The sequence below is a fragment of the Phaeobacter sp. SYSU ZJ3003 genome (assembly GCF_041300735.1).
GTDB lineage: Bacteria > Pseudomonadota > Alphaproteobacteria > Rhodobacterales > Rhodobacteraceae > Phycobacter > Phycobacter gallaeciensis_A.
In genome coordinates this window covers 1-22,046 of record NZ_PXNU01000014.1, presented here as the reverse complement: position 1 = coordinate 22,046, position 22,046 = coordinate 1, and the positions used below count along the sequence as shown (strand labels likewise).

The window sequence follows — 22,046 nt, the reverse complement described above, 5'->3', positions numbered from 1 at the left end:
CAGATCTGCGGCCCGGGTCAGCCGCGTCCTTCGCGCAGCCAGCCTGCGGTGATCAGCGCGGCAATAACCAGCAGCACCAGCCAGGCAGGCAGCAGCGGATGCTGTGACACCGACAGGGTTTCATAGGCCTCGCGCGGGGTCAGACCGATCCAGCCACGTCCGGCGGCCGGGCGCCCCTCGCGCACATCGCGCAGACGCGGCAGACCGTCCTCCAGCCGCAGGATACCGCCCCGCGCTGTGGCGACCACCGGGCGCAGCACCTCGCCGGTGGCGACGGTTTCGCCGAACTCCCGGGGCGCCGCCGGACCCAGTCCGATGACGGCTGAGGCCTCGCCTTCGCTGAGGTGGTACAGGCCGATCTCGGCGCCGGTATAGCTGCCCTGCCAGACGCCCGGCGCCCGTTCCTGCAGGTCCAGCACCGTCTCGGACCCATCCGGCGCGGTGATGGTGACGGCGCCGATGCTGTCCTGCAGCGTGCGCCGGGTGATCTGCATCTTCTGGCCGGTGGCCTCGGCGGTCAGAACCTCTTCCTCCAGCTCTGGCTCTTTCATCATCCAGTGGGCCAGGCGGCGCAGCAGTTCCAGCTGCGGCCCGCCGCCTTCATAGCCGCGGCTCCATAGCCAGGCATGATCCGATGCCAACAGCGCCACGCGTCCCTCGCCTTCGCGGTTCAACACCAGCAGCGGCCGGTCCTCGACACCCTCCATCAGAACATGTCCCTGCGGTTCCTGCAGATCGATCTGGCGCAGCCAGCGGCCCCACGTCCCGTCTGTGCTTTCCCGTTTCAGTCCCGAGGTGACAGGGTGGCGGGCGCCAAGATCGGTGACCTGGGGCAGATAGGGCTGTTCAAAGACCCGCGCCGTGGGGCTGGCGGGCAGGACCGCCGACAGGGGGCTGCGGTAGATGCTGGCGGCGCTGGCGAAATCCGGCCCCGCCGCGATCAGCACGGCGCCGCCCTTGGCCACGTAATCGGCGACGTTGTCGAGATAGATCGCAGGCAGAATCCCACGCCGTTTGTAGCGGTCAAATATGATCAGGTCGAAATCGTCGATCTTCTCCAGAAACAATTCGCGCGTGGGAAAGGCGATGAGGCTCAGCTCATCCACCGGCACCCCGTCCTGTTTTTCCGGCGGGCGCAGAATGGTGAAATGCACCAGGTCCACCGAGCTATCCGATTTCAGCAGGTTGCGCCATGTGCGCCCGCCGGGGTGCGGTTCTCCGGACACCAGCAACACGCGCAGGCGGTCCCGCACGCCGTTGATCTGGATCAGCGCCGTGTTGTTGCGGGCAGTCAGCTCTCCGGCAGCTTCGGGTACCGAGAATTCGATCACGTTGCGCCCGCCATGCGGCAGGGCGATGGGCAGTTCGAAATCGACACCGACCGGCAGGGTGAACCGTTTCGGCTCGGCGCCATCGATCGCAATTTCCAGCGGCGCGGTTGCGGCGGCGTCGGGCGCGGCGCCCTGATCCTCGATCCGCAGCGTCAGGGTGACGGGTTCTCCGATGATGCCAAAGGCGGGCGCGTTGCGCACCACAAGGCGGCGGTCCCAGTCGCTGTCTTTGCCGGTCAGCAACAGGTGCAGCGGCGCAGGCAGGTCGGGGGCCTGATCGGCATCGTGGATCTGACCGTCCGACAGGGCGATGATCCCGGCGATCCGGCCACGCGGCGCATCGGCCAGCGCATCGGAAACCGCCTGCATCAGGGCGGTGCCGCTGTCATCGGCGGCATCCGGCAGGGTGACCCAGCGCGTTTCGGTATTGGGGCGGGCCTCTAGCGCCTGTCTCAGCTCTTCTTCGGCCTCGGCCATCTGCTCGGGCCGGGCAGGCAGGCTCTGGCTGGCGGTTTTATCGGCGACCACCACCACGATATCGCTTAAGGGGGCGGTGTTTTCGTTCTGCACCACTGGCCCAGCGAGCATTGCCAGCAGGCCAAGGGCGGCGCCCGCGCGCAGCAGCCAGCCGCGCATCCGCGCCCAGATGGCCAGCGCTAGGCCCAGTACCGTCACAGCGGCGAGCGCCCAGATCACGGGCCAGGGCAGCAGCGGGTCGAACAGGATCGTCTGCGTCATCGTCGTGGCTCCTATTGCCCCAGCCGTTCCAGCAGCGCCGGAACATGGACCTGATCGGATTTGTAATTGCCGGTCAGCACATGCATCACCAGATTGACGCCAAAGCGCAGCGACAGCTCGCGCTGACGCTCACCGGCATAGCCGCGCCCGACCGGGCGCAGCGGGCGGCCATTGCTGTCCACCGCCCAGGCCGAGGCCCAATCGTTGCCGCCGATCACCACCGGCGTCACCCCGTCGTTAAGCGTGCGGAAGGGGATGCCTTCGTCTTGCTCTGCATCGGGCGGCGCGGCTTCGACCCAAAGCGGGCCGCGCGGATGGCGGCCGGGGAAGTCCTGTAGCAGGTAGAAAGTGCGGGTCAGCACGTGGTCCGGCGGCAGCGGCTCCAGCGGCGGAATATCCAGCCCCAGCGCAAGCTGTTGCAGGCGTCGCGCTTCGGGGCTGGTGGCGCCGACAGCGGTCAGATCGGCGTCGCGGGTGTCAAACAGGATCATGCCACCGCTGCGCAGGTAGGCGTTGAGCCTTGTATAGGCCGCAGCCGAGGGCATTTTCTGATCCGCCGTCACCGGCCAGTAAAGCAGCGGGAAGAACGCCAACTCGTCCCGTTCCAGATCGACGCTGGCGGGCGTTGATGGCTCGACCGAGGTGCGGAAGAACAGCGTGTCCGACAGGCCCTGCAGACCGGCCCGGGCGATCCGGTCTACCTCTGCATTGCCGGTCAGTACATGGGCCAGCGTCAGCTCGGCGGCCAGCGCGACCGGATCGGCGGCGCCACTTTCCTGCGCCAGGGCCGGGCGTGGCGACAGGGCGCCAAGTGCCAGAGCTGCTGCTGCGAGCAAGGGGACAAGGGCGGTGCTGCGCCGCAGTTGCGCCAGTTGGCCAGAGACCAGCAGGGTCGCCAGTACATCAAGCGCCAGTAGCACAAGGGCAAGCCCAAGCAATGCGCCGCCAAGCGGGCGCTCCTGCGCCGCGCTGTAGCCGGAAACCGGAACCGAGGCAGGCCAGGACGCCGCCGTCAGGCTATCGCCCGCGCGCAGCACGTTGCGTGCGAGGGTCTGATTGCCGCCATCATAAAGGCCGGGCTGCAGCGCCGGGCCTGCCGGGGCGGCGACCAGATCAGGCCCTTGCACACCGGGCAGGGTGCCTGCCTCGCGGCTGCGGCCAAATCCATCCAGCACCGAAACAGGCCGCCAGACGGTACCTTCCAGGCTGGTTGCCTCGGGCGTGCCGACAGCCGAAGAAACCGCTAGCCGTTCCAGCATCTGCACGAACAGGCCTGAGAGCGGCAGGCTGCTCCATTCGGCATTGGCGGTGACATGGAACAGCACCACCTGCCCCTGCCCCAGCGGCTTGCGGGTGACCAGCGGAGTGCCATCGCCAAGGGCGGCGATCACGCGGTCGGCAAGGGATGGGTCCGGCTGGGCCACCACCTGCGCCGAGACGGTGAATTCTTCTGGCGTGCGCAGCCCGGCAAAGGGAGAGTCATCCTCGAAAGGCGCCAGCGTCTTTGGCTCACCCCAGCTCATGGCGCCGCCGATGCTGCGCCCACCAAGGCGCAGACGCACTGGCATCAACGGTTCTTCCTCGCTGCGGGCGGTATCGCTGGCGGCCAGACGGGGGCCGGCGAAGCGCACCAGCAGCCCGCCCTCTTCGACCCAGTCGATCACCGCTTGTTCCTGCGCCGGGGGCAGGCGGGCGACATCGGCGAGGATGATCACATCGGGGTTGGCGGGCAGCAGATCGCTGAGCGCGCCTTCCAGCAGGTCCGCCGTGGGCGCCAGTGCCTGACGGAGGTAGTGCAGCGGCGACAGCAGCGCGAGGCCCTCGTCTTCGCTTTCCGAGGCGATCAGCGCGACCTCGCGGCGGCGCAACCCGTCATCGGCTAGGGCCACGGCCCCGGCGCTGCGCTGGCCTGCCAGTTCAAACCGGGTAATCCGGGCGCGCAGCTCGGACGGCAAGGATAGGCGGACGCTGGCGTTTGTGGCGCCTGCATCGAAACGGGCGGTGGCCTGAGCGAGGCTGCGGAGGGTGCCGCCGGGATCGCGGCCCCGGGCCTGCACCATCAGATCCAGTGCCGGGCCGGGCAGGCTACGCTCCACCGTCAGTTCCAGCGCGCCATCGGCATAGCTGGGCGGTGCCAGCGCAAAGGCGGCGCCGGGCTGCTCCAGCACCTGCAGGACGCCGCGGGCCGCCAGCGCCTCGGTCAGCCGCTCCCGCCCGGGATAGTCCAGCCCGTCGCTGAACCAGAGCGTGTCAAAGCCTTCTGTAGCTTCACTGATATGCGTGAGTGCCTGATCCACCTGATCGGCAGACGGTTGCCAGGGATTGGGGGTGAGGCCGGCGACCTGCCGGGCCCAGTCGCTGGCCGCAAGGAATTGTAGCGGTTGCGGATCGCTCAGCCGCAGGACGGCGACGGTGCGGTCGCTGCGCCCGGCTTCCTCCAGCCGCGCGGTGATCTGATCGCGGGTCTCCTCCCAGCCATCAGCCCCGGCCCAGGTGGCATCCAGCACCACCAGCAGCGGTCCGCTGCCGCTGTCGCGTTCTTCCGGGTTCAGCACCGGACCGGCCAGACCGATGATCGCTGCCGCCAGCGCCAGCATCCGCAGCAGCAGCAGCCACCAAGGGGTACGGTCGGACAGGCTTTCGTCATCGCCAAGGCCCAAGAGCAAGGTCACGGCGGGAAAGGCCTGCCGCCGCGGTGCAGGCGGCACAGCGCGCAGCAACAGCCACAGGATCGGCAGAGCCAGCAGGCCCAGCAGCAGCCAGGGATAGGCAAATCCGATACCGGCAATCAGGGTCATGCGGAGGACCTTTCCAGCGCGTGATAGAGCCACATCAGCGCAGCCTGGGCACTGTCACCCGTGTGATGCAGACCCAGCCGCCAGCCTGCGGTGCGGCACAGCGCTTCCAGTGCGTCGCGCCGTTCGGCCATGCGGTCCAGATAGCGGTCACGCAATGCCGAGGCCTTCAGCGTTTCATGCACCAGCCCGCCGGTCATGCTGTGAAACCGGGTACGCCCGGCAAAGGGAAAGCTTTCCTCGCTTGGGTCCAGAACCTGCAACAGCACCCCGCGCACGCCGCGGTCGGCGGCCTTGCTCAGCGCCAGCTGCAATTCGTCAAAGGGGCCAAGGAAATCCGAGATGAACAGGGCGCGGGCATGGGGCACCATGGCGCGGTGCTCGGGTGGTGCGTAATCGGCGTCGTCCTCGCGGCTCAGCATCTCGGCCAGACGCAGGATCTGGGCCTTGCCGCTGCGCGGGGGCAATCTACCGCCGGTGAGGCCCACGCGTTCGCCGCCGCGTAGCATCAGGACCGACACCGCCAGCGCCAGCAGGCGCGCGCGGTCGATCTTTTGCGGCAATTCGGGGCTGGAGGAAAACCGCATCGAGGCGCCAAGATCGGTCCAGACATGCACCGTCTGGGCGATCTGCCATTCCCGTTCGCGCACGAATTGCACATCACCCCGGGCCGAACGCCGATGGTCGATCATGCGGCGGCTGTCGCCCTGTTGCAGGGGACGGTATTGCCAGAAATCATCGCCGGTTCCGGCGCGCCGCCGCCCGTGCTCCCCCAATAGGACAGCACCTGCCAACATCTGCGCATCGACCAGAAGCGGCGGCAGGGCGCTGGCCTCCCCTTCGGCCCGGTGGCGCAGATCTGCGGCCGGGGCGACGGGAGAAGACGCGTCAGAGGCGGCGGGTTGGGTCACGCGGCGGCTCCGGTGCGGGTCAGCTCGGCAGCGGTGCTGTCGATCAGATCGGCCAGGCTGTCACCCCGCGCGCGGGCCGAGAAGTTGAGCTGCATCCGGTGGGTCAGAACCGGCCGGGCCATATCGATCACATCCTCGGCATTGGGCGCCAGCCGGGCCTGCAGCAGGGCGCGGGCGCGCACCGCCAGCATCAGGGCCTGGGCTGCGCGGGGCCCCGGACCCCAGGCGACCGTATCGACGACGCGCTGCGAGGCGCCCGGTTCTTCGGGGCGGAAGGCGCGGACCAGGTCCAGGATCATCTCGACAACCGAGTCGCCCACCGGCATGCGCCGCAGCAGGTTTTGGGCCGCAATCAGCTCATCGGCGGTAAAGACCTGATGCGCCTCGGCCTCGCTTGCACCGGTGGTGGCCAGCAGGATGTCCCGCTCGGTCTTGCGGTCCGGGTATTGCACGTCGATCTGGAACAGAAAGCGGTCCAGCTGCGCTTCGGGCAGGGGGTAGGTGCCTTCCTGCTCGATCGGGTTCTGGGTGGCCAGCACGTGAAAGGGCGTACCAAGCGGCCGGTCTTCACCCGCGACGGTCACCGTGCGTTCCTGCATCGCCTGCAGCAGCGCCGATTGGGTCCGGGGGCTGGCACGGTTGATCTCATCCGCCATCAAGAGCTGACAGAACACCGGCCCCGGCACGAAACGGAAGGCGCGGCTGCCATCGGCGGCGGTGTCCAGCACCTCCGAGCCAAGGATATCCGCCGGCATCAGGTCAGGGGTGAACTGAATCCGGTTGCCATCCAGCCCCATCACCGTCGACAGGGTTTCTACCAGCCGGGTCTTGCCGAGGCCGGGCAGTCCGACCAGCAGCCCGTGACCGCCGCACAAAAGAGTGGCAAGGGTCAGGTCCACGACCCGCTCCTGGCCGATAAAACGGCGGGTGATCGACTCCCGCGCCTGTTGCAGCTTGGCTTCGAGCGCTTCGATGTCGGCCAGCAGATCATCGGGTTCGGACATGACTTTCCTTTCACGGCGCATATATGGTCTTAGTGTATCTCGCCCAACGGAAATGGCAAAAACAATGAGCGGACAAAACATCGTGACACCGACAGCCGACGGCATAGCAGCCGCAGCCACTGCGGCCAAGAAAGGCAAGGGTTTGCCGCCGGTCCACCTGTGGAACCCGCCGTTTTGCGGCGATCTGGACATGCGCATCGCCCGGGACGGGACGTGGTTCTACCTTGGCACTCCCATTGGCAGGTTTGAGCTGGTGCGGCTTTTTTCATCAATCCTGAAACGCGAAGGCGACAAGTATTTCCTGGTGACGCCGGTCGAAAAAGTCGGAATCACCGTCGATGATGCGCCTTTCGTGGCAGTCGATTTCGAAGCCTCTGGCGCGGGAGAGGATCAGGTGCTGACCTTCACCACCCATGTCGGCGACAGCGCCGTGGCGGGGCCGGATCATCCGATCCGGGTGGTGCGGGATCCCGAGACTGGCGAGCCGTCGCCTTACGTGATGATCCGGGCCGGGCTTGAGGCGCTGATCGATCGCAAGAGCTTTTACCGGCTGGTCGAACTGGGTAGCCATCATGACGGGTGGTTCGGCCTGTGGTCATCTGGGGAATTCTTCCCGGTCATCCCATCGGGAGAGCTGGATCAAGGCTGAAACCGCCCCAGAACTCCCACCTTTCCGGCGCGTCTCCAGGGAGCGAATTAAGCTATCGTTAGCAGGTTCTGGCATTTTGGGTAAAATAGAGTCGATTTTGTGGCAATATTGTGGCGGTTGCGTTTAATGCACCGTTTTCCCGCCCTTGGCGCCGAGTCTGCGAGGCCTTAAATCTGCGGCAAACGACAGGAGCTCCGATGCCAAGGTTTGCCGCGAATATCTCAATGCTCTTTGCTGAGTTGCCCTATCTTGAACGGTTCGCAGCGGCGGCTCGGGCCGGGTTCGACGCGGTTGAGATCCTGTTTCCCTATGAACTGGCGGCAAAGGAAACCCAGCGGGCGCTGGTGTCGAACGGGCTGGAACTGTTGCTGATGAACGCGCCGCCGCCGAATTACACTGGCGGTATGCCCGGCTATGCGGCGCTGCCGGGCGGCGGGGAACGGTATCAACGCGATATCCGCCGGGTGCTGCGCTACGCCGAGATCTTGCGCCCCGGCGCCATTCACATCATGGCCGGTTATGCGACGGGCGATCTGGCGAAACAGACCTTCATCCAGAACCTGCAGTGGGCCGCTGATCGCGCGCCGACGCAGCAGTTCACCATCGAACCGCTGAATGTCGGGGACCAGCCGAATTACTTCCTGAACGACTACAATCTGGCGGCTGAGGTTCTGCAGGCGGTGAACCGCCCGAACGTGGGGCTGCAATACGATGCCTATCACGCCCAGATGATCCACGGCGATGCGCTGAAGGTCTGGGAGACCTTCAAGGAGCATGTGGTGCACGTGCAGATCGGCGCCGCACCTGGGCGCTGTGAGCCGGGCACCGGTCCCGTCGACTTTGAAGAGCTTTTCGCCGCCATCGACGACAGCGGCTACAAGGGCTGGGTCAGCGCGGAATACACCCCTTCGACGCTGCGCACCGAAGACAGTCTCGGCTGGATGCTCTGAGCGTTTTTTGACCAGAATTCTCCAGGTACGTTCACGCGGGATTACGATCCCGCGCCCCGGTCTGGCAATTGGTTGCTCCCTGCCACATATTCCTGCCGGAATGTGAACAAGGAGTCTTCCATGCTGCCCGCCCGTTTCGCGCCTGTTCTGTTTGGCTTCCTGTTGTCCGGGATCATGTCGGGCATCGTGATTATGGTGGCAACGCTCAGGACGCGCGGTTTCAGCGCGCAGGCCTTTGATACTTGGCTGACCTCCTGGCTCTATAGCTGGCCAGTGGCCTTCTGCGTGGTGCTTGTGGTGGCGCCGCTGGTGCGGCGTTTTGTGAACGGGCTTGTGAAACAGGGCTAGGGGTTGACCACACATACCGGGCGGCATGGCTGGACGGGGCGGCGAAAATCCTCCAGACCTGTGGCCCACGTCCTTTGTTGCTGCAAGGTGCCTTGCCTATGATGTCTTCCCCGCCCTCTGCCTCCGTTCAGCAGGATCCCACCATCGCCGACTTTCTGGCCAAGCAGGGAGAGGCGGATGCAACCCTGCTGCCCTTGCCTGGCGATGCTTCGGCGCGGCGGTATATGCGGCTTGAGGGGCGCGGCAGGATGCTGATGCAGGATCCGAGTGATCCGGCGGGGTTTGCCGGTTTCGTGTCTCTCGCGCAGCATCTGACAGAACTGGGCCTGAGCGCGCCGCAGGTCTTTGGCGCCGATCCGGACACCGGCCTGGCCCTGATCGAAGATTTCGGGACCCAGACCTATAGCGTGCAGTTGGCTGCCGGGCGGGACGAGAGCATGCTCTATGCCCTCGCGGTGGATGCTCTGTTGCACCTGCACCATCATCCGCAGGCCGCATCGGTGCAGGTGCCAGCGTATGATCTGGCGACCCTGCTGGAGGAATTGTCGATCTTCTCCCACTGGTTCGCGCCGACGCTGCGCCCGGACATCGACCCGGAAGCGTTCGACGCGGAGTTCCGCGATCTGTGGCGGGAGCCGCTGACCCTGTCGCTGTCTGGTCCGCGCACATTGGTGCTGCGCGATTTTCACGTCGACAACCTGATGGAGCTCAGCGAACGCGACGGAGTGCGCCGCTGCGGACTGCTGGATTTTCAGGACGGCGTGACCGGTCCTGCGGAATATGATCTTGTGTCGCTGTTGCAGGATGCGCGCCGCGATCTGGAACCGGGGCTGGAGCAGGCAATGCTTGAACGCTACATCGCCGCCGCGCCGGATGCCGCCGGTGGCGCTGATGCGATCACCCGGCGCTATCACCTGCTGGGAGCGCAGCGCCATACCCGTATTGCAGGTGTGTTCCTGCGCCTACATCAGCGCGACGGTAAACCCGGCTACCTGCACTTCCTGCCCCGCGTCTTGCGCCAGATGCAGGTGGCGCTGGATGCTGCAGGGTTGACCGAAGTGACCGCATATCTGGATCAGACGCTGCCGGGCTGGCGTGGTGCTGGTCCGGCGCTGGCAAAGGCTGGATAAACGCCCCGGATCAGGGTGCCGGATCGGCCCGCGACAGGGTTTCTGATACGCTGTGCAGGTGGGTCTTCATTGTCTCTGCCGCGCGCGGTGCATCGCCTTCGATGATCGCGGTGGCCAGCGCCTGGTGTTGCTGCGCCAGCATCTCGAATACCGCGCCAGAATAGGTTTCGGCGCGCGGGCGGATCCAGCTGGCCTCCTGACGCACGCTGCGGATCGCCTCGTACATGGTCAGGAACAGCGCGTTATGGGCCATTTCCGCGATCTTGTAGTGAAAGATATCATCTGCCGCATCATAGCTCCGCTGATCTTCTGCCGATTGGGTGGCCGCGGCGATCTGGGCGAATTGCGCGCGCTCCTGCGGGGTGGCGCGGGTCGCGGCCAGCGCCGCAAGGCGGGGTTCCAGTGACAGGCGCACCTCGATCACCTCGGCCGGGGTCACCCGCCGCGCCAGCGGTTTCAGGCGTGCGGCATCGGTGGCCGGGGGCGGCAGCACAAATGTGCCCTGTCCCCGGCGCCGGAAGATGGTGCCATCGGCGGCCAGCAGATCGAGCACCCGCCGTAGCCGCGCCCTGCTGATACCGTGGCGCTGGGCCAGCTCCCGTTCGGGCGGCAGGCGGCCATTCTTCAGCGGCGCGCCTTCGGCGATATCCCGGCGCAGACGCGCAGCGATCTCGGTATCCGAAGGCGGGGCAGGGGGCGGTGTCATGGCAGGATCAGCCTCTGTTCAGCCTCGGATCAACCCAGAAACAGGTCTTTGAACATCCGGGCGGAGGTAATCAGCAGGAACAGCCCAAAGGACAGGCGCAGCGCCCGGCGCGGGATGCTATGGGCCAGTTTGACACCAACCCGGGCAAAGGTCGTGCTGAGCGGGATGATCACCGCCGCAAGCAGAAGGTTCACATAGCCGAGCGAGAAGGGCGGCAGACCTTCGGAGCCGAAACCGGTCGCCATGTAGATTAGCGCGCCCGGCACCCCGATGATAAAGCCGATTGCGGCAGAGGTGCCCACGGCCTTGCGGATGTCATAGCCAAGGAAGTTCAGCATCGGTACGCAAACGGTACCGCCGCCGATACCCATCATCGCCGAAATCGAGCCGGCCACGACGCCAAGCCCGGCCCAGACCGGTTTGGAAAAGCTGCGCGGAGTGTCGCTGTCTTGCGCCTTGCGCAGGATCATGTCGAGCGCGACGATCACCGCCACCGTGGCAAAGACCGCGATCAGCACCTGCCCCGAAACGATACCGCCCAGCACGCCGCCGATGACCACGCCCACAAGGATCGACGGTGCCCAGAGTCGCAGCAACGCCATGTCGATGGCGCCTTTCTTGTAGTGGCCATAGCCCGAGGACAGCGAGGTAAAGACGATGGTCGACAGCGAGGTGCCCACCGCCACCTGCATGGTCAGCGCGGGTTCCATCCCGGTGAGCGACAGGGCGAAGTAAAGCGCGGGCACGATGACGATGCCGCCGCCAACGCCAAGAAGGCCGGCCAGAATACCGCCGATGATGCCAGAGCCGGCTGCAACGGCGACCAGAGGAAGGAGGGTTTCGAGTTCAAACATGAGAGATCGTCTTTCGGGTGGTGAGCGCTACAGGGCGGGTGCTGTCGGAAGTCCGGCCGCGCGCCCGTCACCATATGGCAGGATAAGGAGTGCAACCAATTGCAAATTGGTTGCGATACATCGCGGAACAGGCCCCGACTGTCAAGGCTGGTGCTCTCGGTCCCTTGTTTTGTCGGTGGGTGTTCTGGAGCTCAGCCTGCCAGTTGCCGCGCGGCGCGGGCCAGTTCGGTGATCCCGGCCCAGTCGCCCGCCTCGATCAGGTCTGCCGGGGCGACCCAGCTGCCCCCGGCGCAGACCACATTGGGCAGCGACAGGTAGGTGCGGGCATTGCCGGGGCTGACGCCGCCGGTGGGGCAGAAGGAGATCTGCGGCAGCGGCGCGCCGATGGCTTTCAGCGCGGGCGCCCCGCCCGAGGCTTCGGCGGGGAAGAATTTCAGCATGTCATAGCCGCGCTCCAGCAGGCGCATCGCTTCGGAGGCGGTGGCGGCGCCGGGCAGCATCGGCAGGCCTGCGGCCTCACAGGCGTCCAGAAGCTGATCGGTGGCGCCGGGCGAGACGCCAAATTGCGCGCCAGCCTCGACCGCCGCTGCAACGTCATCGGGGGTGACCAATGTGCCTGCGCCGACCACGCCACCGGGCACCTTTGCCATCTCGCGGATGACATCAAGGGCCGCCGGAGTGCGCAGGGTGACCTCCAGTGCGGGCAGCCCGCCTGCCACCAGCGCCTCGGCCAGCGGGCGGGCGTGGGCGGCGTCATGCACCACCAGAACCGGAACGATAGGTGCCATTTGGCAGATCTCGCGGGTGCGGGCGCTGGCCGCCTTCGGTGAAATTGACATGGGATCAGTCTCCGAAAACGCTGGCGCCGGTATCGGCGGATGTGACGGCCTGGCGGAACAGGGAAAACAGCTCGCGCCCGGTGCCGTGCTGATAGGCGGAGAGATCCGCCGTAGCGGCCTCGCGGTCCAGCGCGCCGGGGGTGAGCACGTCGAGCGTGCCTGTGGTGGCATCGAGCCGCAGCATATCGCCGTCCCTGATCTTGGCGATGGGGCCGCCGTCCAGCGCCTCAGGCACCACGTGGATGGCGGCAGGCACCTTGCCCGAAGCTCCGGACATGCGCCCGTCGGTGACTAGCGCCACCTTGTGCCCCTTGCCCTGCAGAATGCCCAGCATGGGCGTCAGGCTGTGTAGTTCCGGCATGCCGTTTGCCTTGGGGCCCTGGAAGCGCACAACGACGATCACATCGCCGGTGAACTCGCCTGCCTTGAAGGCGGCCTTGGCCTCCTCCTGATCGTGAAAGACGCGAGCGGGGGCCTCGATCACGTGGTGTTCCTCGGCCACGGCGGAGACCTTGATCACCGCTGTGCCCAGGCTGCCGGTCAGACGCTTCAGCCCGCCGGTCTGCTGGAACGGAGCCTGTGCCGGGCGCAGGATCGCGTCATTCAGCGATGTTGTGGTGCCGGGGCGGAAGGTCAGGCCATCCTCGGTCAGGAAGGGTTCCTGCGTGTACTGTTCCAGCCCGGCACCTGCGATGGTCTTGGTGTCAGGGTGCAGGAAGCCCGCGTTCAGCAGTTCCCCGATCATATAGCCAAGCCCGCCCGCCGCGTGGAAATGGTTCACGTCGGCCAGACCGTTGGGATAGACCCGCGCCAGGAGCGGCACCACATCCGACAGATCCGCAAAGTCCTGCCAGTCAAGGATCACTCCTCCGGCGCGGGCCATGGCGATCAGATGGATCAGCAGGTTGGTCGACCCACCGGTGGCCATCAGCCCGACGATGCCGTTGGCATAAGCCTTTTCGTCCAGCACATCGCAGACCGGCGTATAATTGTTGCCAAGCGCGCTGAGCGACAGCGCCCGTTTTGCGCCCTCCACCGTCAGCGCCTCGCGCAGGGGGGTGCCGGGATTGACGAAGGAGGAGCCGGGCAGGTGTAGCCCCATGAACTCCATCAGCATCTGGTTGGTGTTGGCGGTGCCGTAGAAGGTGCAGGTGCCGGGGCCATGGTAGGCGGCCATCTCGGCCTTCAGCAGCTCATCACGGCCAATCTCTCCGGCGGCGTACTTCTGGCGGATCTTGGCCTTGTCGTCATTCGCCAGCCCGCTGGTCATTGGCCCGGCGGGCAGGAACACCGCAGGCAGATGCCCGAAGGTTTGCGCGCCGATCACCAGACCCGGCACGATCTTGTCGCAGACGCCAAGATAGACCGCCGCATCAAACACATTGTGGCTCAGCGCGACGCCGGTCGCGAGCGCAATGGTGTCGCGGGAAAACAGGCTCAGCTCCATGCCTGCCTCGCCCTGGGTGACGCCATCGCACATGGCAGGCACGCCGCCCGCGACCTGCGCGGTGCCCCCGCTGGCGCGGACCGCATCGCGGATCAGCGTGGGGTAGGTTTCAAACGGCTGATGCGCCGAGAGCATATCGTTATAGGCGGTGACGATCCCGAGATGTCCGGCGCTGCCGCTAGCCAGCGGGTCCTGATCGGCGCCGGTTGCGGCATAGGCGTGGGCCTGACCGGAACAGGATAGATGTGCCCGCGCCGGACCCTTGCCTTGCGCAGCGCGCATCCGCGCCAGATAGGCGCTGCGGGTCTCCGCACTGCGGGCGATGATCCGTTCGGTGACCTCTTTGAGTGTCTGGTTCAAGCTCATGTCAGATGCCTTTCGAATGGCTTGCGCGGGGCGGGCTGTGGGGCGGTGGCGTCGGGGACGTCAATCTCCGATGCTACGCCATCGGCGCCCGTCCCGGTGCATCAGCAGCAGCGAATCCTCGGGGCCGGAGCCACCCTGATCATAGCGCTGCGGCGTGGTTTCGCTTTCAGCCCAGCTGGCGATGATCGGATCGGCCCAGGCCCAGGCAGCTTCGACCTCGTCCCCGCGCATGAACAGGGTCTGGTTACCCCGTATCACATCCATGATCAGTCGCTCATAAGCGTCCTGCGGACGGCCCGCATCGGGCAGGCTGTCGGCAAAGGTCATGTCGAGGTTGGCGCCGGTCAGGCGCATGCCGCCGGGGCCGGGATCCTTGATGGTGGTGCGCAGGGTGATGCCTTCATCCGGTTGCAGGCGGATCACCAGCACGTTGCCGTGCACCCCTGCGGCGCCTTCGAAGATATTATGCGGCGGGTCGCGGAAATAGACAGCGATTTCGGAGACCCGTTCGCGCAGGCATTTGCCGGTGCGCAGGTAAAAGGGCGTTCCGGCCCAACGCCAGTTCGCCACCTGCACCTTCATCGTGATAAAGCTTTCGGTGGTGCTGTCGGGATTGCCCGCATGCTCGCGGTAGCTGTCGCCGTTGCGGCCGCGATACTGGCCGCGGGCGATATCATCCGGGGCCACCGGGTCCAGCGCCTCGATCACCTTGACCTTCTCGTCGCGCACCGCGTTCGGCGTGAACCGCGCTGGCGGCTCCATCGCGGTGAGGCACAGCAGCTGCATCAGGTGGTTCTGCACCATGTCCCGCATGGCTCCGGACCTGTCGTAATATTCGCCGCGCCCCTCGACCCCGATGCTTTCGGCGACGGTGATCTGCACGTGGTCGATATGGGAGGAATTCCATAGCGGTTCGAACAGGGAGTTGGCAAAGCGCAGCGCCATTAGGTTCTGCACGGTTTCCTTGCCCAGATAATGGTCGATCCGGTAGATCTGATCTTCCTGAAAATGCGCCCGCAGCGCCTGGTTCAGCTCCCGCGCTGAGGCCAGATCGTGACCAAAGGGTTTTTCCAGCACGATGCGGCTCTCGGCTGTGACCATGCCGCTAGCGCTGAGCCGGTCTGCGATATCGGTGAATAGGCTGGGGGCGACCGACAGGTAGAAGGCGCGGGTGACATCAGCGCGCAGGTGCTGGCCCAGCTCGGCCCAGCCGCCATCGCCGCGCGCATCCACCGCGACATAATCCAGAAGCTTGATAAAGGCGGCGATATCCGCCTCGTTGGTTTCGCCGGGCTGGCCGAATTCGCGGATCGCGGCGGCGGTCAGCTCCTGAAACTCGGGCCGGTCCAGATCGGCGCGCGAAGAGCCGATGATGCGGGTATCGTCGCTGAACTGGCCGATCTGGAAGCGGTGAAACAGGCTCGGCAGGATCTTGCGGCGCGCCAGATCTCCGGTGGCACCAAACAGGACCAGATCGAACGGCTGAACGGGGATAACGCGGGAAACCATGTGTCTGTCAGATCCTTGCAGCGGGTCAGGTTGATGTCGGACCGGTCTTCAGGTCAGTTTTGCCAGCAGGCCCCGGGTCGAGCCGTCCTTGCCGGTGGGGTCGGCGCCGTCGAGAATCGGCATCAGGCTGAGCGCCAGTTCCTTGCCCAGTTCCACGCCCCATTGATCAAAGGAGTTGATCCCCCAGATCGCGCCTTCGGTGAAGACCCGGTGTTCAAAGAGGGCGATGATCTGCCCCAGCACAAAAGGCGTCAGCCGGGGGTAAGCGATAGTGACCGACGGGCGGTTGCCGGGAAAAGTCAGATGCGCGGTCATCCGTTTGAGCTCGCCGCCTTCGAAGCCACGTTCGGCGGCCAGTTGGCGCGCTTCCTCCGGGCTGCGGCCGCGCATCAGCGCCTCGGACTGGGCCAGGCAATTGGCCACCAGCATCCGGTGCTGATGGGCAAGCTCGGGCTCGTGCCCTTCGGCTGCGATCAGGAATTCTGCAGGCACCACGCGGGTGCCCTGATGCAGCAGTTGATAGAAGGCGTGTTGTCCATTGGTCCCGGGCTCGCCCCAGACCACGGGGCCAGAGTGGCGGGTCAGCAGCTCGCCATCAAGGGTCACACCCTTGCCGTTGCTTTCCATGTCGAGCTGCTGAAGATAGGCGGGCAGGCGCGACAGGCGCTGGTCATAGGGCAGCACCGCGCGGCTGTCATAGCCGCAGATGTTGTTGTGCCAGATCCCGATCAGCCCCAGCAGGACCGGCAGGTTCTGCTCTAGCGGGGCAGTCTGAAAATGCGCATCCATGGCTGCGGCGCCGCTTAGAAGGGTGCGGAAATTGTCTGGGCCCACGGCGATCAGGATCGGCAGGCCGACCGGCCCCCACATGGAATAGCGCCCGCCAACCCAATCGGCAAAGCCAAACACACGCTCGGGCGGGATGCCAAAGGCGGCAGTCTTGTCCAGCGCCGAGGAGACCGCCGCCAGATGCGCGGTGGCGCCATCCCCCAGGGCCGCGCGCAGCCAAGTCAGTGCGGTTTCGGCATTGGCCATGGTTTCGGTGGTGGTGAAGGTCTTGGAGGCGATGACGATCAGCGTCGTTTCAGGATCGAGATCCTTCAGCGTATCGGCAATATGGGCGCCATCGACGTTGGAGACGAAATGGCAGCGCGGTCCATCGTGATAAGGCGCAAGGGCCAGCGTCGCCATTACCGGGCCAAGGTCGGAGCCCCCAATGCCGATATTGACCACATCGGTAAAGGCCGCGCCCATCGCGGTTTTCGTCTCGCCGCTGCGCAGCGCTCCGGCAAAGGCCTCCATCCGGCGCAGGGTCTCCTGCACCTGAGGCATCACGTCTGTGCCATCCACCAGGATCTTCTGATCCGCGGGTGCGCGCAGGGCGGTGTGCAGAACGGCCCGGCCCTCGGTCGCGTTGATCCGCTCGCCGCGGAACATGGCGTCGATATGATCCGGCAGACCGGTTTCCTTTGCGAGATCGATCAGCAGGGACAGGGCCGTTTGGTCCAGAGAGGTCTTGGAATAGTCGAGGAGAAGGCCATCACTGTCGGCAGAGAAAGCATCGAACCGGTCCGCGTCATCGAACAGCGACAGCAACGGCGTATTGGCGGTTTCGGCTCTGTGTCGGGCCAGTTGTGCCCAGATATCACTCATTCCAACAGGTTCCTTGCAAGTGGTCTGATTAGAGTCTGATCTTGTTCCCGGCGCGGTTCTAGCATATGCGAGCTGCACAAATCGTTAGCGCTAACGTTGATAGTCGTAAATATGTCCACACGCAATAGGTTCGGACGGGTTATCTCAGGCCACCGTGGCTGCGTCAATTCGGCAGATTGGATCGGTCTCTTTGTGTTGCAGGTGGCGCGGCGGATGCTCCCGCCTGCTGCGGGGTATTCCTGAATACCTCCTCGCAGTTGGGCCAGGCGCCGCGCAAAAGCGCAGCGCCCGGCCCAAGACGGAACGCGCCTTTTTCAAAGGCGAGGTCAGGCGCGGGAGCTTCTGTCCTGCCCGCCCGGATCATACGGTTTCTTGCAACAGCAGCGGTGACTGGACGCCGCCGATGCTGCACAGATGCGCGACGATATCCGCCACGCCCTTGTCATGGCGCAGGCTGGCAAAGACGAAGGGCAATGCCCCCCGCATCCGCGCGGCGTCCCGCTCCATCACCTCAAGCGAGGCCCCCACATACGGCGCAAGGTCGGTCTTGTTGATCACCAAGAGGTCCGAGCGGGTGATGGCGGGGCCGCCCTTGCGCGGGATTTCCTCGCCTGCGGCCACATCGATCACGTAGAGCGTCACATCGGCCAACTCGGGGCTGAAGGTCGCCGACAGGTTGTCGCCGCCGCTTTCGATCAGCACGATTTCCAGATCCGTGTGGCGCTCTTGCATTTCGGCCACGGCGGCCAAGTTGATCGAGGCATCCTCGCGGATCGCCGTATGCGGGCACCCGCCGGTTTCGACGCCGATCACCCGGTCCTGCGGCAGCACCTGCATGCGCATCAGCGCCTCGGCGTCCTCCTGCGTGTAGATGTCGTTGGTGATCACCCCGATCGAGTGATGCGGCGACAGGGCGCGCGCCAGCTGCGCCGTCAGCGTGGTTTTGCCTGCGCCGACCGGGCCGCCGATACCAACGCGCAAAGGTCCGTTGAAACTGCTCATGAGCGGAAGATCCTTGAGTATTGGGTTTCATGGGTCATCGAGGCGATGTCCGATGCGAAGCTGGCCCCGGCCAGCGCCTCCAGATCTGTCTCGCAGGCGTTCTGTGCCGCCTCCCGGATCAGCGGGCCGAGATCGGTCAGGATCTGCTGACCTTGCAGCTGGCCCACTGGCAACAGCCGTTGCCCGGCCGCTACAAGGTTCGAGACAAAGGCATGCACGTACATATGCGCCGTCAGCTCCAGCGACAGCCCGTGCAGGCGCGCCGCGCGGCCAATGGCGCTGGGATAGGTGAGGTCAGGCAGGGTATCGCCCCAGACACCGGATGTGGTCTGGCAAAAGGCGCGCCCCTGATTGAGGCTCTCGGCCAGCCGTTCGCGCGACGGTGCAAAGGCCCGCGCCTGCATGTCCACTTCGGACAGGGCCACATCATCCGCTGCGCGGTAAGCAGCGGACAGGATGATCGGATCGCTGCGCCCGCTGCCGTAGAGCAGCAGATCGCCCAGCCAGTCCGCCAGTCCGGTCCCATCGGTAACCTGTCCGGTGGTGCAGGCAGCCTCCAGCCCGTGCGAATAGGCAAAAGCGCCCACCGGGTAGGCCGGGGAGAGCCACTGCATCAGAAGGACGGCGCCGGGTTCAATGCTCATGGGCCTGCCCGCCTGCGTGCTCGTGGCTATGGGAATGGCTGTGCCCGTGATCATGCTCATGCCCGTGGCTGTGATCGTGGGAATGTCCATGATCATGCGTATGACCGTGATCGTGAGAATGGGTGCGCCCGTGCCCATAGGCGCCGCCTTCGGGCGTGAAGGACTCTTCAACCTCGCGCACATTGGCGCCAAGGCGTTCCAGCATGGCGCGGATGACGTGATCGCGCTGAATCAGCAGGCGCTCGGGCTGGATCTGACAGGGGGTGTGGCGGTTGCCGATATGCCAGGCAAGCCGGACCAATTCCGCGCCGCTCGTGTTGCCTGCTGTCACTTCCAGCAGCGCCTCGGGGGCGGCGGTGACGGCGATCTCTCCGCCGTCTTCGAGAATCAGAACCCCGCCGTGATCCAGCGAGGTCGTCTGCGGCAGGTCCACCAGCAGCCGGGCACCGGTTTCGGTGCTCAGAACCTTGCGGCGCAGGAACCGCGCTTCGTAATCCAGAACCACCCGGTCCCGGGGCTCTGGCTGATGGCTGTGGCCGTGATACTGGCGGGCGATCAGGCTGGGCAGCTGCGCGGGGGCGGTCATGACAGCCCCCGGCGCGGCGATTGGAGACCGGCGGTGCCGGGAATCAGATGTAGTAGACGTCCGAGAAGACGTGATGAACGATCTTGTCGCGGGTCAGGCCACGCTCTGCCAGCTCTGCATCGCTCATGGCCATCAGGCGCTGAACTTTCTGGCTGCGGGTGTTGGCTTCGCCCAGCGCGATCATCACGCGACCAAAGGCGACGAAGGGTGCTGCCAGAATCGCCAGAACGGATTTCTCGCTGGCGGAGGCGGTGGTGTGTTGTGCGGCATATGCCATTGGAGGTCACTCCTTTTTGAGTTGTGATCTCCTCCCAGTGACACCCAAGGTAGGGCATGAATGCTGACCTAGCTAGGCCCCAGTTGGAATGGCTGCCATGCGCTCTGTGCAACGTTCTGAAAATGCTCATTTTTTGCGCTCCTCAGTACAAAAAGTAGCGTTGTGCCATCGGCAGCTCGGTTGCGGGGGCGCAGGTCAGCAATTCGCCGTCGGCGCGCACTTCGTAGGTCTCCGGGTTCACCTCGATCTTTGGCGTGGCCGCGTTGAGCCGCAGATCGGATTTGCCGATATCGCGGGTGCCGGTGACGGCGACGGTCTGCTTTGCCAGTCCGAGTTTCTCGCGCAGACCGCTGGCCTGTGCGGCTTCGGACACAAAGGTCACGGCGGAGTTTTCCACTGACCGCCCATAGGCGCCCCACATGGGCCGCGAATAGACCGGCTGCGGGGTCGGGATCGAGGCATTGGGATCGCCCATCTGGGCGCAGACGATGGTGCCCGCCATCAGCACCATCTCAGGCTTCACCCCAAAGAACGCTGGGTTCCACAGCACCAGATCGGCGCGCTTGCCTTCCTCGATGCTGCCGATTTCGTGGCTGATCCCATGGGCGATGGCCGGGTTGATGGTGTATTTGGCGATATAGCGGCGGACGCGGAAATTGTCGTTGTCGCCGGTTTCCTCCGCCAGGCGGCCGCGCTGCTTCTTCATCTTGTCGGCGGTCTGCCAGGTGCGGATCAGCACCTCGCCCACCCGGCCCATCGCCTGACTGTCGGAGGCGATGATCGAAAAAGCGCCCATGTCATGCAGGATATCCTCGGCGGCGATAGTCTCGCGGCGGATGCGGCTTTCGGCAAAGGCGACGTCTTCGGGGATGGATTTGTCGAGGTGGTGACAGACCATCAGCATGTCGAGGTGCTCTTCGATGGTATTGACGGTGAAGGGTCGCGTCGGATTGGTCGAAGAGGGCAGCACATGCTCTTCGCCGCAGATCTTGATGATATCCGGCGCATGGCCACCGCCGGCGCCTTCAGTGTGGAAGGCGTGGATCGTACGGCCCTTCATGGCGGCGACGGTATGTTCGACGAAACCGGACTCATTCAGCGTATCGGTGTGGATCATCACCTGCACATCCATGGCATCTGCCACGCCAAGGCAGCAATCGATGGCGGCCGGCGTGGTGCCCCAGTCTTCGTGCAGTTTCAGGGCGCAGGCCCCGGCCAGCACCTGTTCTTCCAGCGCCGTGGGCTGCGAGGCGTTGCCCTTGCCCGCAAAGGCCAGGTTCATCGGAAAGGCATCCGCGGCCTGCATCATGCGGCCCAGGTGCCAGGCACCGGGGGTGCAGGTGGTGGCCAATGTCCCGTGGGCCGGCCCGGTGCCGCCGCCGAGCATGGTGGTGAGGCCGGAATGCAGCGCGTCCTCGATCTGCTGCGGGCAGATGTAATGGATGTGGCTGTCAAAACCGCCCGCCGTCAGGATCCGCCCTTCGCCTGCGATCACCTCGGTGCTGGGGCCGACGATGATATCGACGCCGGGCTGGGTGTCCGGATTGCCGGCCTTGCCGATCTTGTGAATACGCCCGTCCCGAAGGCCGACGTCGGCCTTGTAGATGCCGGTGTGATCGACGATCAGCGCATTGGTGATCACCGTGTCCACGGCGCCTGCCGCGCGGGTGGCCTGGGATTGTCCCATGCCGTCGCGGATCACCTTGCCGCCGCCGAATTTCACCTCCTCCCCATAGCGCGGCGCATTCTCGCCCGCGTTTTCGGTGATCAGGTCACGCTCCACCTCGATGATCAGGTCGGTATCTGCCAGCCGCAACCGGTCCCCGGTGGTGGGGCCATACATGGCGGCATAATCGGCGCGGGAAAGTTTTGCGGGCATGATGGATGTTCCTATCCGGTCGGGTGGTCACGCGCTGCGGTGACCCGGTTAATCTCGTATCTCAGGAGCTGACGGGGCTGCCCGGTCGCAAGGCCGGGCCGCGCCCGACCCTCCCCACGGGAGGCCGCGTTTGCGACGTTTCGGACAGCGCGAGACCTGCGATGTGACGCGCGGGAGCGGGAATAGGCGGGTGAAGCAGCGCCCACCCAGGGTCAGCCGAGGCCCTTCCTCCTGCATCACAGATCCCCCATGATCTCTTGGTTGAAGCCATAGATCCGGCGCGCACCGCTGATCGGGATCAGTGCCACATCGCGGCGCTGGCCCGGTTCGAACCGCACGGCGGTGCCGGCAGCGATATCCAGACGCATGCCCCGGGCCGCGGCGCGGTCGAAATCCAGCGCAGGATTGGTTTCGGCGAAATGGTAGTG

The 22,046-nt window shown here is 65.4% G+C and carries 20 protein-coding genes; 4 read left to right on the top strand and 16 right to left on the bottom strand.

Going from position 1 to position 22,046, the window contains the following annotated elements; all coding sequences use genetic code 11:
* Window positions 1-17 precede the first annotated feature (17 nt).
* The 4 genes from C6W91_RS06370 to C6W91_RS06355 are packed head-to-tail and all read right to left on the bottom strand — an operon-like array spanning window position 18 to window position 6,779.
* Complete coding sequence (locus C6W91_RS06370; protein ID WP_274837938.1) at window positions 18-2,069, bottom strand: hypothetical protein; 2,052 nt, start codon at window positions 2,067-2,069, stop codon at window positions 18-20.
* A gap of 11 nt (window positions 2,070-2,080) precedes the next feature.
* Window positions 2,081-4,867: a DUF4159 domain-containing protein gene (locus C6W91_RS06365; protein WP_370570586.1), complete on the bottom strand. Its 2,787-nt coding sequence runs from the start codon at window positions 4,865-4,867 to the stop codon at window positions 2,081-2,083.
* Window positions 4,864-5,775, bottom strand: a complete 912-nt coding sequence (locus tag C6W91_RS06360; RefSeq protein WP_274837940.1) for a DUF58 domain-containing protein — start codon at window positions 5,773-5,775, stop codon at window positions 4,864-4,866. Before C6W91_RS06360 ends, C6W91_RS06365 begins: the two co-directional genes overlap by 4 nt.
* Window positions 5,772-6,779: a MoxR family ATPase gene (locus C6W91_RS06355; protein ID WP_274829463.1), complete on the bottom strand. Its 1,008-nt coding sequence runs from the start codon at window positions 6,777-6,779 to the stop codon at window positions 5,772-5,774. The genes C6W91_RS06360 and C6W91_RS06355 overlap by 4 nt, the downstream gene beginning before the upstream one ends.
* A 64-nt stretch (window positions 6,780-6,843) precedes the next feature.
* On the opposite strand from C6W91_RS06355, the gene C6W91_RS06350 reads away from it, so the two are divergent.
* From C6W91_RS06350 to C6W91_RS06335, 4 genes are all read left to right on the top strand, one after another.
* Window positions 6,844-7,428: a DUF1285 domain-containing protein gene (locus C6W91_RS06350; protein ID WP_274837941.1), complete on the top strand. Its 585-nt coding sequence runs from the start codon at window positions 6,844-6,846 to the stop codon at window positions 7,426-7,428.
* A 197-nt stretch (window positions 7,429-7,625) separates the two neighbouring features.
* The gene (locus C6W91_RS06345; RefSeq protein ID WP_065272239.1) at window positions 7,626-8,378 is read left to right on the top strand and encodes a hydroxypyruvate isomerase family protein; all 753 of its coding nucleotides are present in this window, start codon (window positions 7,626-7,628) and stop codon (window positions 8,376-8,378) included.
* A gap of 120 nt (window positions 8,379-8,498) precedes the next feature.
* Entirely contained in the window at window positions 8,499-8,726 is a 228-nt protein-coding gene (locus C6W91_RS06340) for a DUF2798 domain-containing protein (RefSeq protein ID WP_065272240.1), read from the top strand.
* A 98-nt stretch (window positions 8,727-8,824) separates the two neighbouring features.
* Entirely contained in the window at window positions 8,825-9,856 is a 1,032-nt protein-coding gene (locus C6W91_RS06335) for an aminoglycoside phosphotransferase family protein (protein ID WP_274837942.1), read from the top strand.
* Window positions 9,857-9,866: 10 nt separating this feature from the next.
* Here the strand turns inward: C6W91_RS06335 and C6W91_RS06330 are convergent, their stop codons facing one another.
* From C6W91_RS06330 to C6W91_RS06275, 12 genes are all read right to left on the bottom strand, one after another.
* Entirely contained in the window at window positions 9,867-10,562 is a 696-nt protein-coding gene (locus C6W91_RS06330) for a FadR/GntR family transcriptional regulator (RefSeq protein ID WP_274837943.1), read from the bottom strand.
* A gap of 29 nt (window positions 10,563-10,591) precedes the next feature.
* Window positions 10,592-11,416, bottom strand: coding sequence for a sulfite exporter TauE/SafE family protein (locus tag C6W91_RS06325; RefSeq protein WP_274837944.1), 825 nt, complete (start codon window positions 11,414-11,416; stop codon window positions 10,592-10,594).
* 191 nt (window positions 11,417-11,607) lie between these two features.
* Complete coding sequence (locus C6W91_RS06320) at window positions 11,608-12,255, bottom strand: bifunctional 4-hydroxy-2-oxoglutarate aldolase/2-dehydro-3-deoxy-phosphogluconate aldolase (RefSeq protein ID WP_274835410.1); 648 nt, start codon at window positions 12,253-12,255, stop codon at window positions 11,608-11,610.
* A gap of 4 nt (window positions 12,256-12,259) precedes the next feature.
* Window positions 12,260-14,068 (bottom strand): phosphogluconate dehydratase, encoded by a 1,809-nt coding sequence (gene edd, locus C6W91_RS06315; protein WP_274837945.1) that lies wholly within the window; start codon window positions 14,066-14,068, stop codon window positions 12,260-12,262.
* A gap of 60 nt (window positions 14,069-14,128) precedes the next feature.
* Window positions 14,129-15,577, bottom strand: a complete 1,449-nt coding sequence (zwf, locus tag C6W91_RS06310; RefSeq protein ID WP_370570585.1) for a glucose-6-phosphate dehydrogenase — start codon at window positions 15,575-15,577, stop codon at window positions 14,129-14,131.
* Between the two features lie 48 nt (window positions 15,578-15,625).
* On the bottom strand, window positions 15,626-17,230 hold the full coding sequence (pgi, locus tag C6W91_RS06305) for a glucose-6-phosphate isomerase (RefSeq protein WP_274837947.1): 1,605 nt from the start codon (window positions 17,228-17,230) through the stop codon (window positions 15,626-15,628).
* Window positions 17,231-17,590: 360 nt separating this feature from the next.
* A complete protein-coding gene (gene ureG / locus C6W91_RS06300; protein ID WP_274837948.1) occupies window positions 17,591-18,232 on the bottom strand; it encodes an urease accessory protein UreG in 642 nt (213 codons plus the stop codon).
* Window positions 18,229-18,876 carry an urease accessory protein UreF gene (locus C6W91_RS06295; RefSeq protein WP_274837949.1) on the bottom strand — a complete coding sequence of 216 codons (648 nt, stop codon included), beginning with the start codon at window positions 18,874-18,876 and terminating at the stop codon, window positions 18,229-18,231. The genes ureG and C6W91_RS06295 overlap by 4 nt, the downstream gene beginning before the upstream one ends.
* A complete protein-coding gene (gene ureE / locus C6W91_RS06290; RefSeq protein ID WP_274837950.1) occupies window positions 18,866-19,462 on the bottom strand; it encodes an urease accessory protein UreE in 597 nt (198 codons plus the stop codon). Before ureE ends, C6W91_RS06295 begins: the two co-directional genes overlap by 11 nt.
* Before the next feature lie 43 nt (window positions 19,463-19,505).
* Window positions 19,506-19,739 carry a hypothetical protein gene (locus C6W91_RS06285; protein ID WP_274829475.1) on the bottom strand — a complete coding sequence of 78 codons (234 nt, stop codon included), beginning with the start codon at window positions 19,737-19,739 and terminating at the stop codon, window positions 19,506-19,508.
* 142 nt (window positions 19,740-19,881) lie between these two features.
* The gene (ureC, locus tag C6W91_RS06280) at window positions 19,882-21,618 is read right to left on the bottom strand and encodes an urease subunit alpha (RefSeq protein ID WP_274837951.1); all 1,737 of its coding nucleotides are present in this window, start codon (window positions 21,616-21,618) and stop codon (window positions 19,882-19,884) included.
* A 236-nt stretch (window positions 21,619-21,854) separates the two neighbouring features.
* A partial coding sequence (locus C6W91_RS06275; RefSeq protein WP_370570584.1) for an urease subunit beta occupies window positions 21,855-22,046 on the bottom strand: 192 nt, incomplete at its 5' end.

Excerpts from the sequence above, each read along its gene's own strand:
- C6W91_RS06370 (WP_274837938.1), bottom strand. The coding sequence starts at position 2,069 with ATGACGCAGACGATCCTGTTCGACCCGCTGCTGCCCTGGCCCGTGATC.
- C6W91_RS06365 (WP_370570586.1), bottom strand. The coding sequence starts at position 4,867 with ATGACCCTGATTGCCGGTATCGGATTTGCCTATCCCTGGCTGCTGCTG.
- C6W91_RS06355 (WP_274829463.1), bottom strand. The coding sequence starts at position 6,779 with ATGTCCGAACCCGATGATCTGCTGGCCGACATCGAAGCGCTCGAAGCC.
- C6W91_RS06350 (WP_274837941.1), top strand. The coding sequence starts at position 6,844 with ATGAGCGGACAAAACATCGTGACACCGACAGCCGACGGCATAGCAGCC.
- C6W91_RS06345 (WP_065272239.1), top strand. The coding sequence starts at position 7,626 with ATGCCAAGGTTTGCCGCGAATATCTCAATGCTCTTTGCTGAGTTGCCC.
- C6W91_RS06340 (WP_065272240.1), top strand. The coding sequence starts at position 8,499 with ATGCTGCCCGCCCGTTTCGCGCCTGTTCTGTTTGGCTTCCTGTTGTCC.
- C6W91_RS06335 (WP_274837942.1), top strand. The coding sequence starts at position 8,825 with ATGATGTCTTCCCCGCCCTCTGCCTCCGTTCAGCAGGATCCCACCATC.
- C6W91_RS06330 (WP_274837943.1), bottom strand. The coding sequence starts at position 10,562 with ATGACACCGCCCCCTGCCCCGCCTTCGGATACCGAGATCGCTGCGCGT.
- C6W91_RS06325 (WP_274837944.1), bottom strand. The coding sequence starts at position 11,416 with ATGTTTGAACTCGAAACCCTCCTTCCTCTGGTCGCCGTTGCAGCCGGC.
- C6W91_RS06320 (WP_274835410.1), bottom strand. The coding sequence starts at position 12,255 with ATGTCAATTTCACCGAAGGCGGCCAGCGCCCGCACCCGCGAGATCTGC.
- edd (WP_274837945.1), bottom strand. The coding sequence starts at position 14,068 with ATGAGCTTGAACCAGACACTCAAAGAGGTCACCGAACGGATCATCGCC.
- zwf (WP_370570585.1), bottom strand. The coding sequence starts at position 15,577 with ATGGTTTCCCGCGTTATCCCCGTTCAGCCGTTCGATCTGGTCCTGTTT.
- pgi (WP_274837947.1), bottom strand. The coding sequence starts at position 17,230 with ATGAGTGATATCTGGGCACAACTGGCCCGACACAGAGCCGAAACCGCC.
- ureG (WP_274837948.1), bottom strand. The coding sequence starts at position 18,232 with ATGAGCAGTTTCAACGGACCTTTGCGCGTTGGTATCGGCGGCCCGGTC.
- C6W91_RS06295 (WP_274837949.1), bottom strand. The coding sequence starts at position 18,876 with ATGAGCATTGAACCCGGCGCCGTCCTTCTGATGCAGTGGCTCTCCCCG.
- ureE (WP_274837950.1), bottom strand. The coding sequence starts at position 19,462 with ATGACCGCCCCCGCGCAGCTGCCCAGCCTGATCGCCCGCCAGTATCAC.
- C6W91_RS06285 (WP_274829475.1), bottom strand. The coding sequence starts at position 19,739 with ATGGCATATGCCGCACAACACACCACCGCCTCCGCCAGCGAGAAATCC.
- ureC (WP_274837951.1), bottom strand. The coding sequence starts at position 21,618 with ATGCCCGCAAAACTTTCCCGCGCCGATTATGCCGCCATGTATGGCCCC.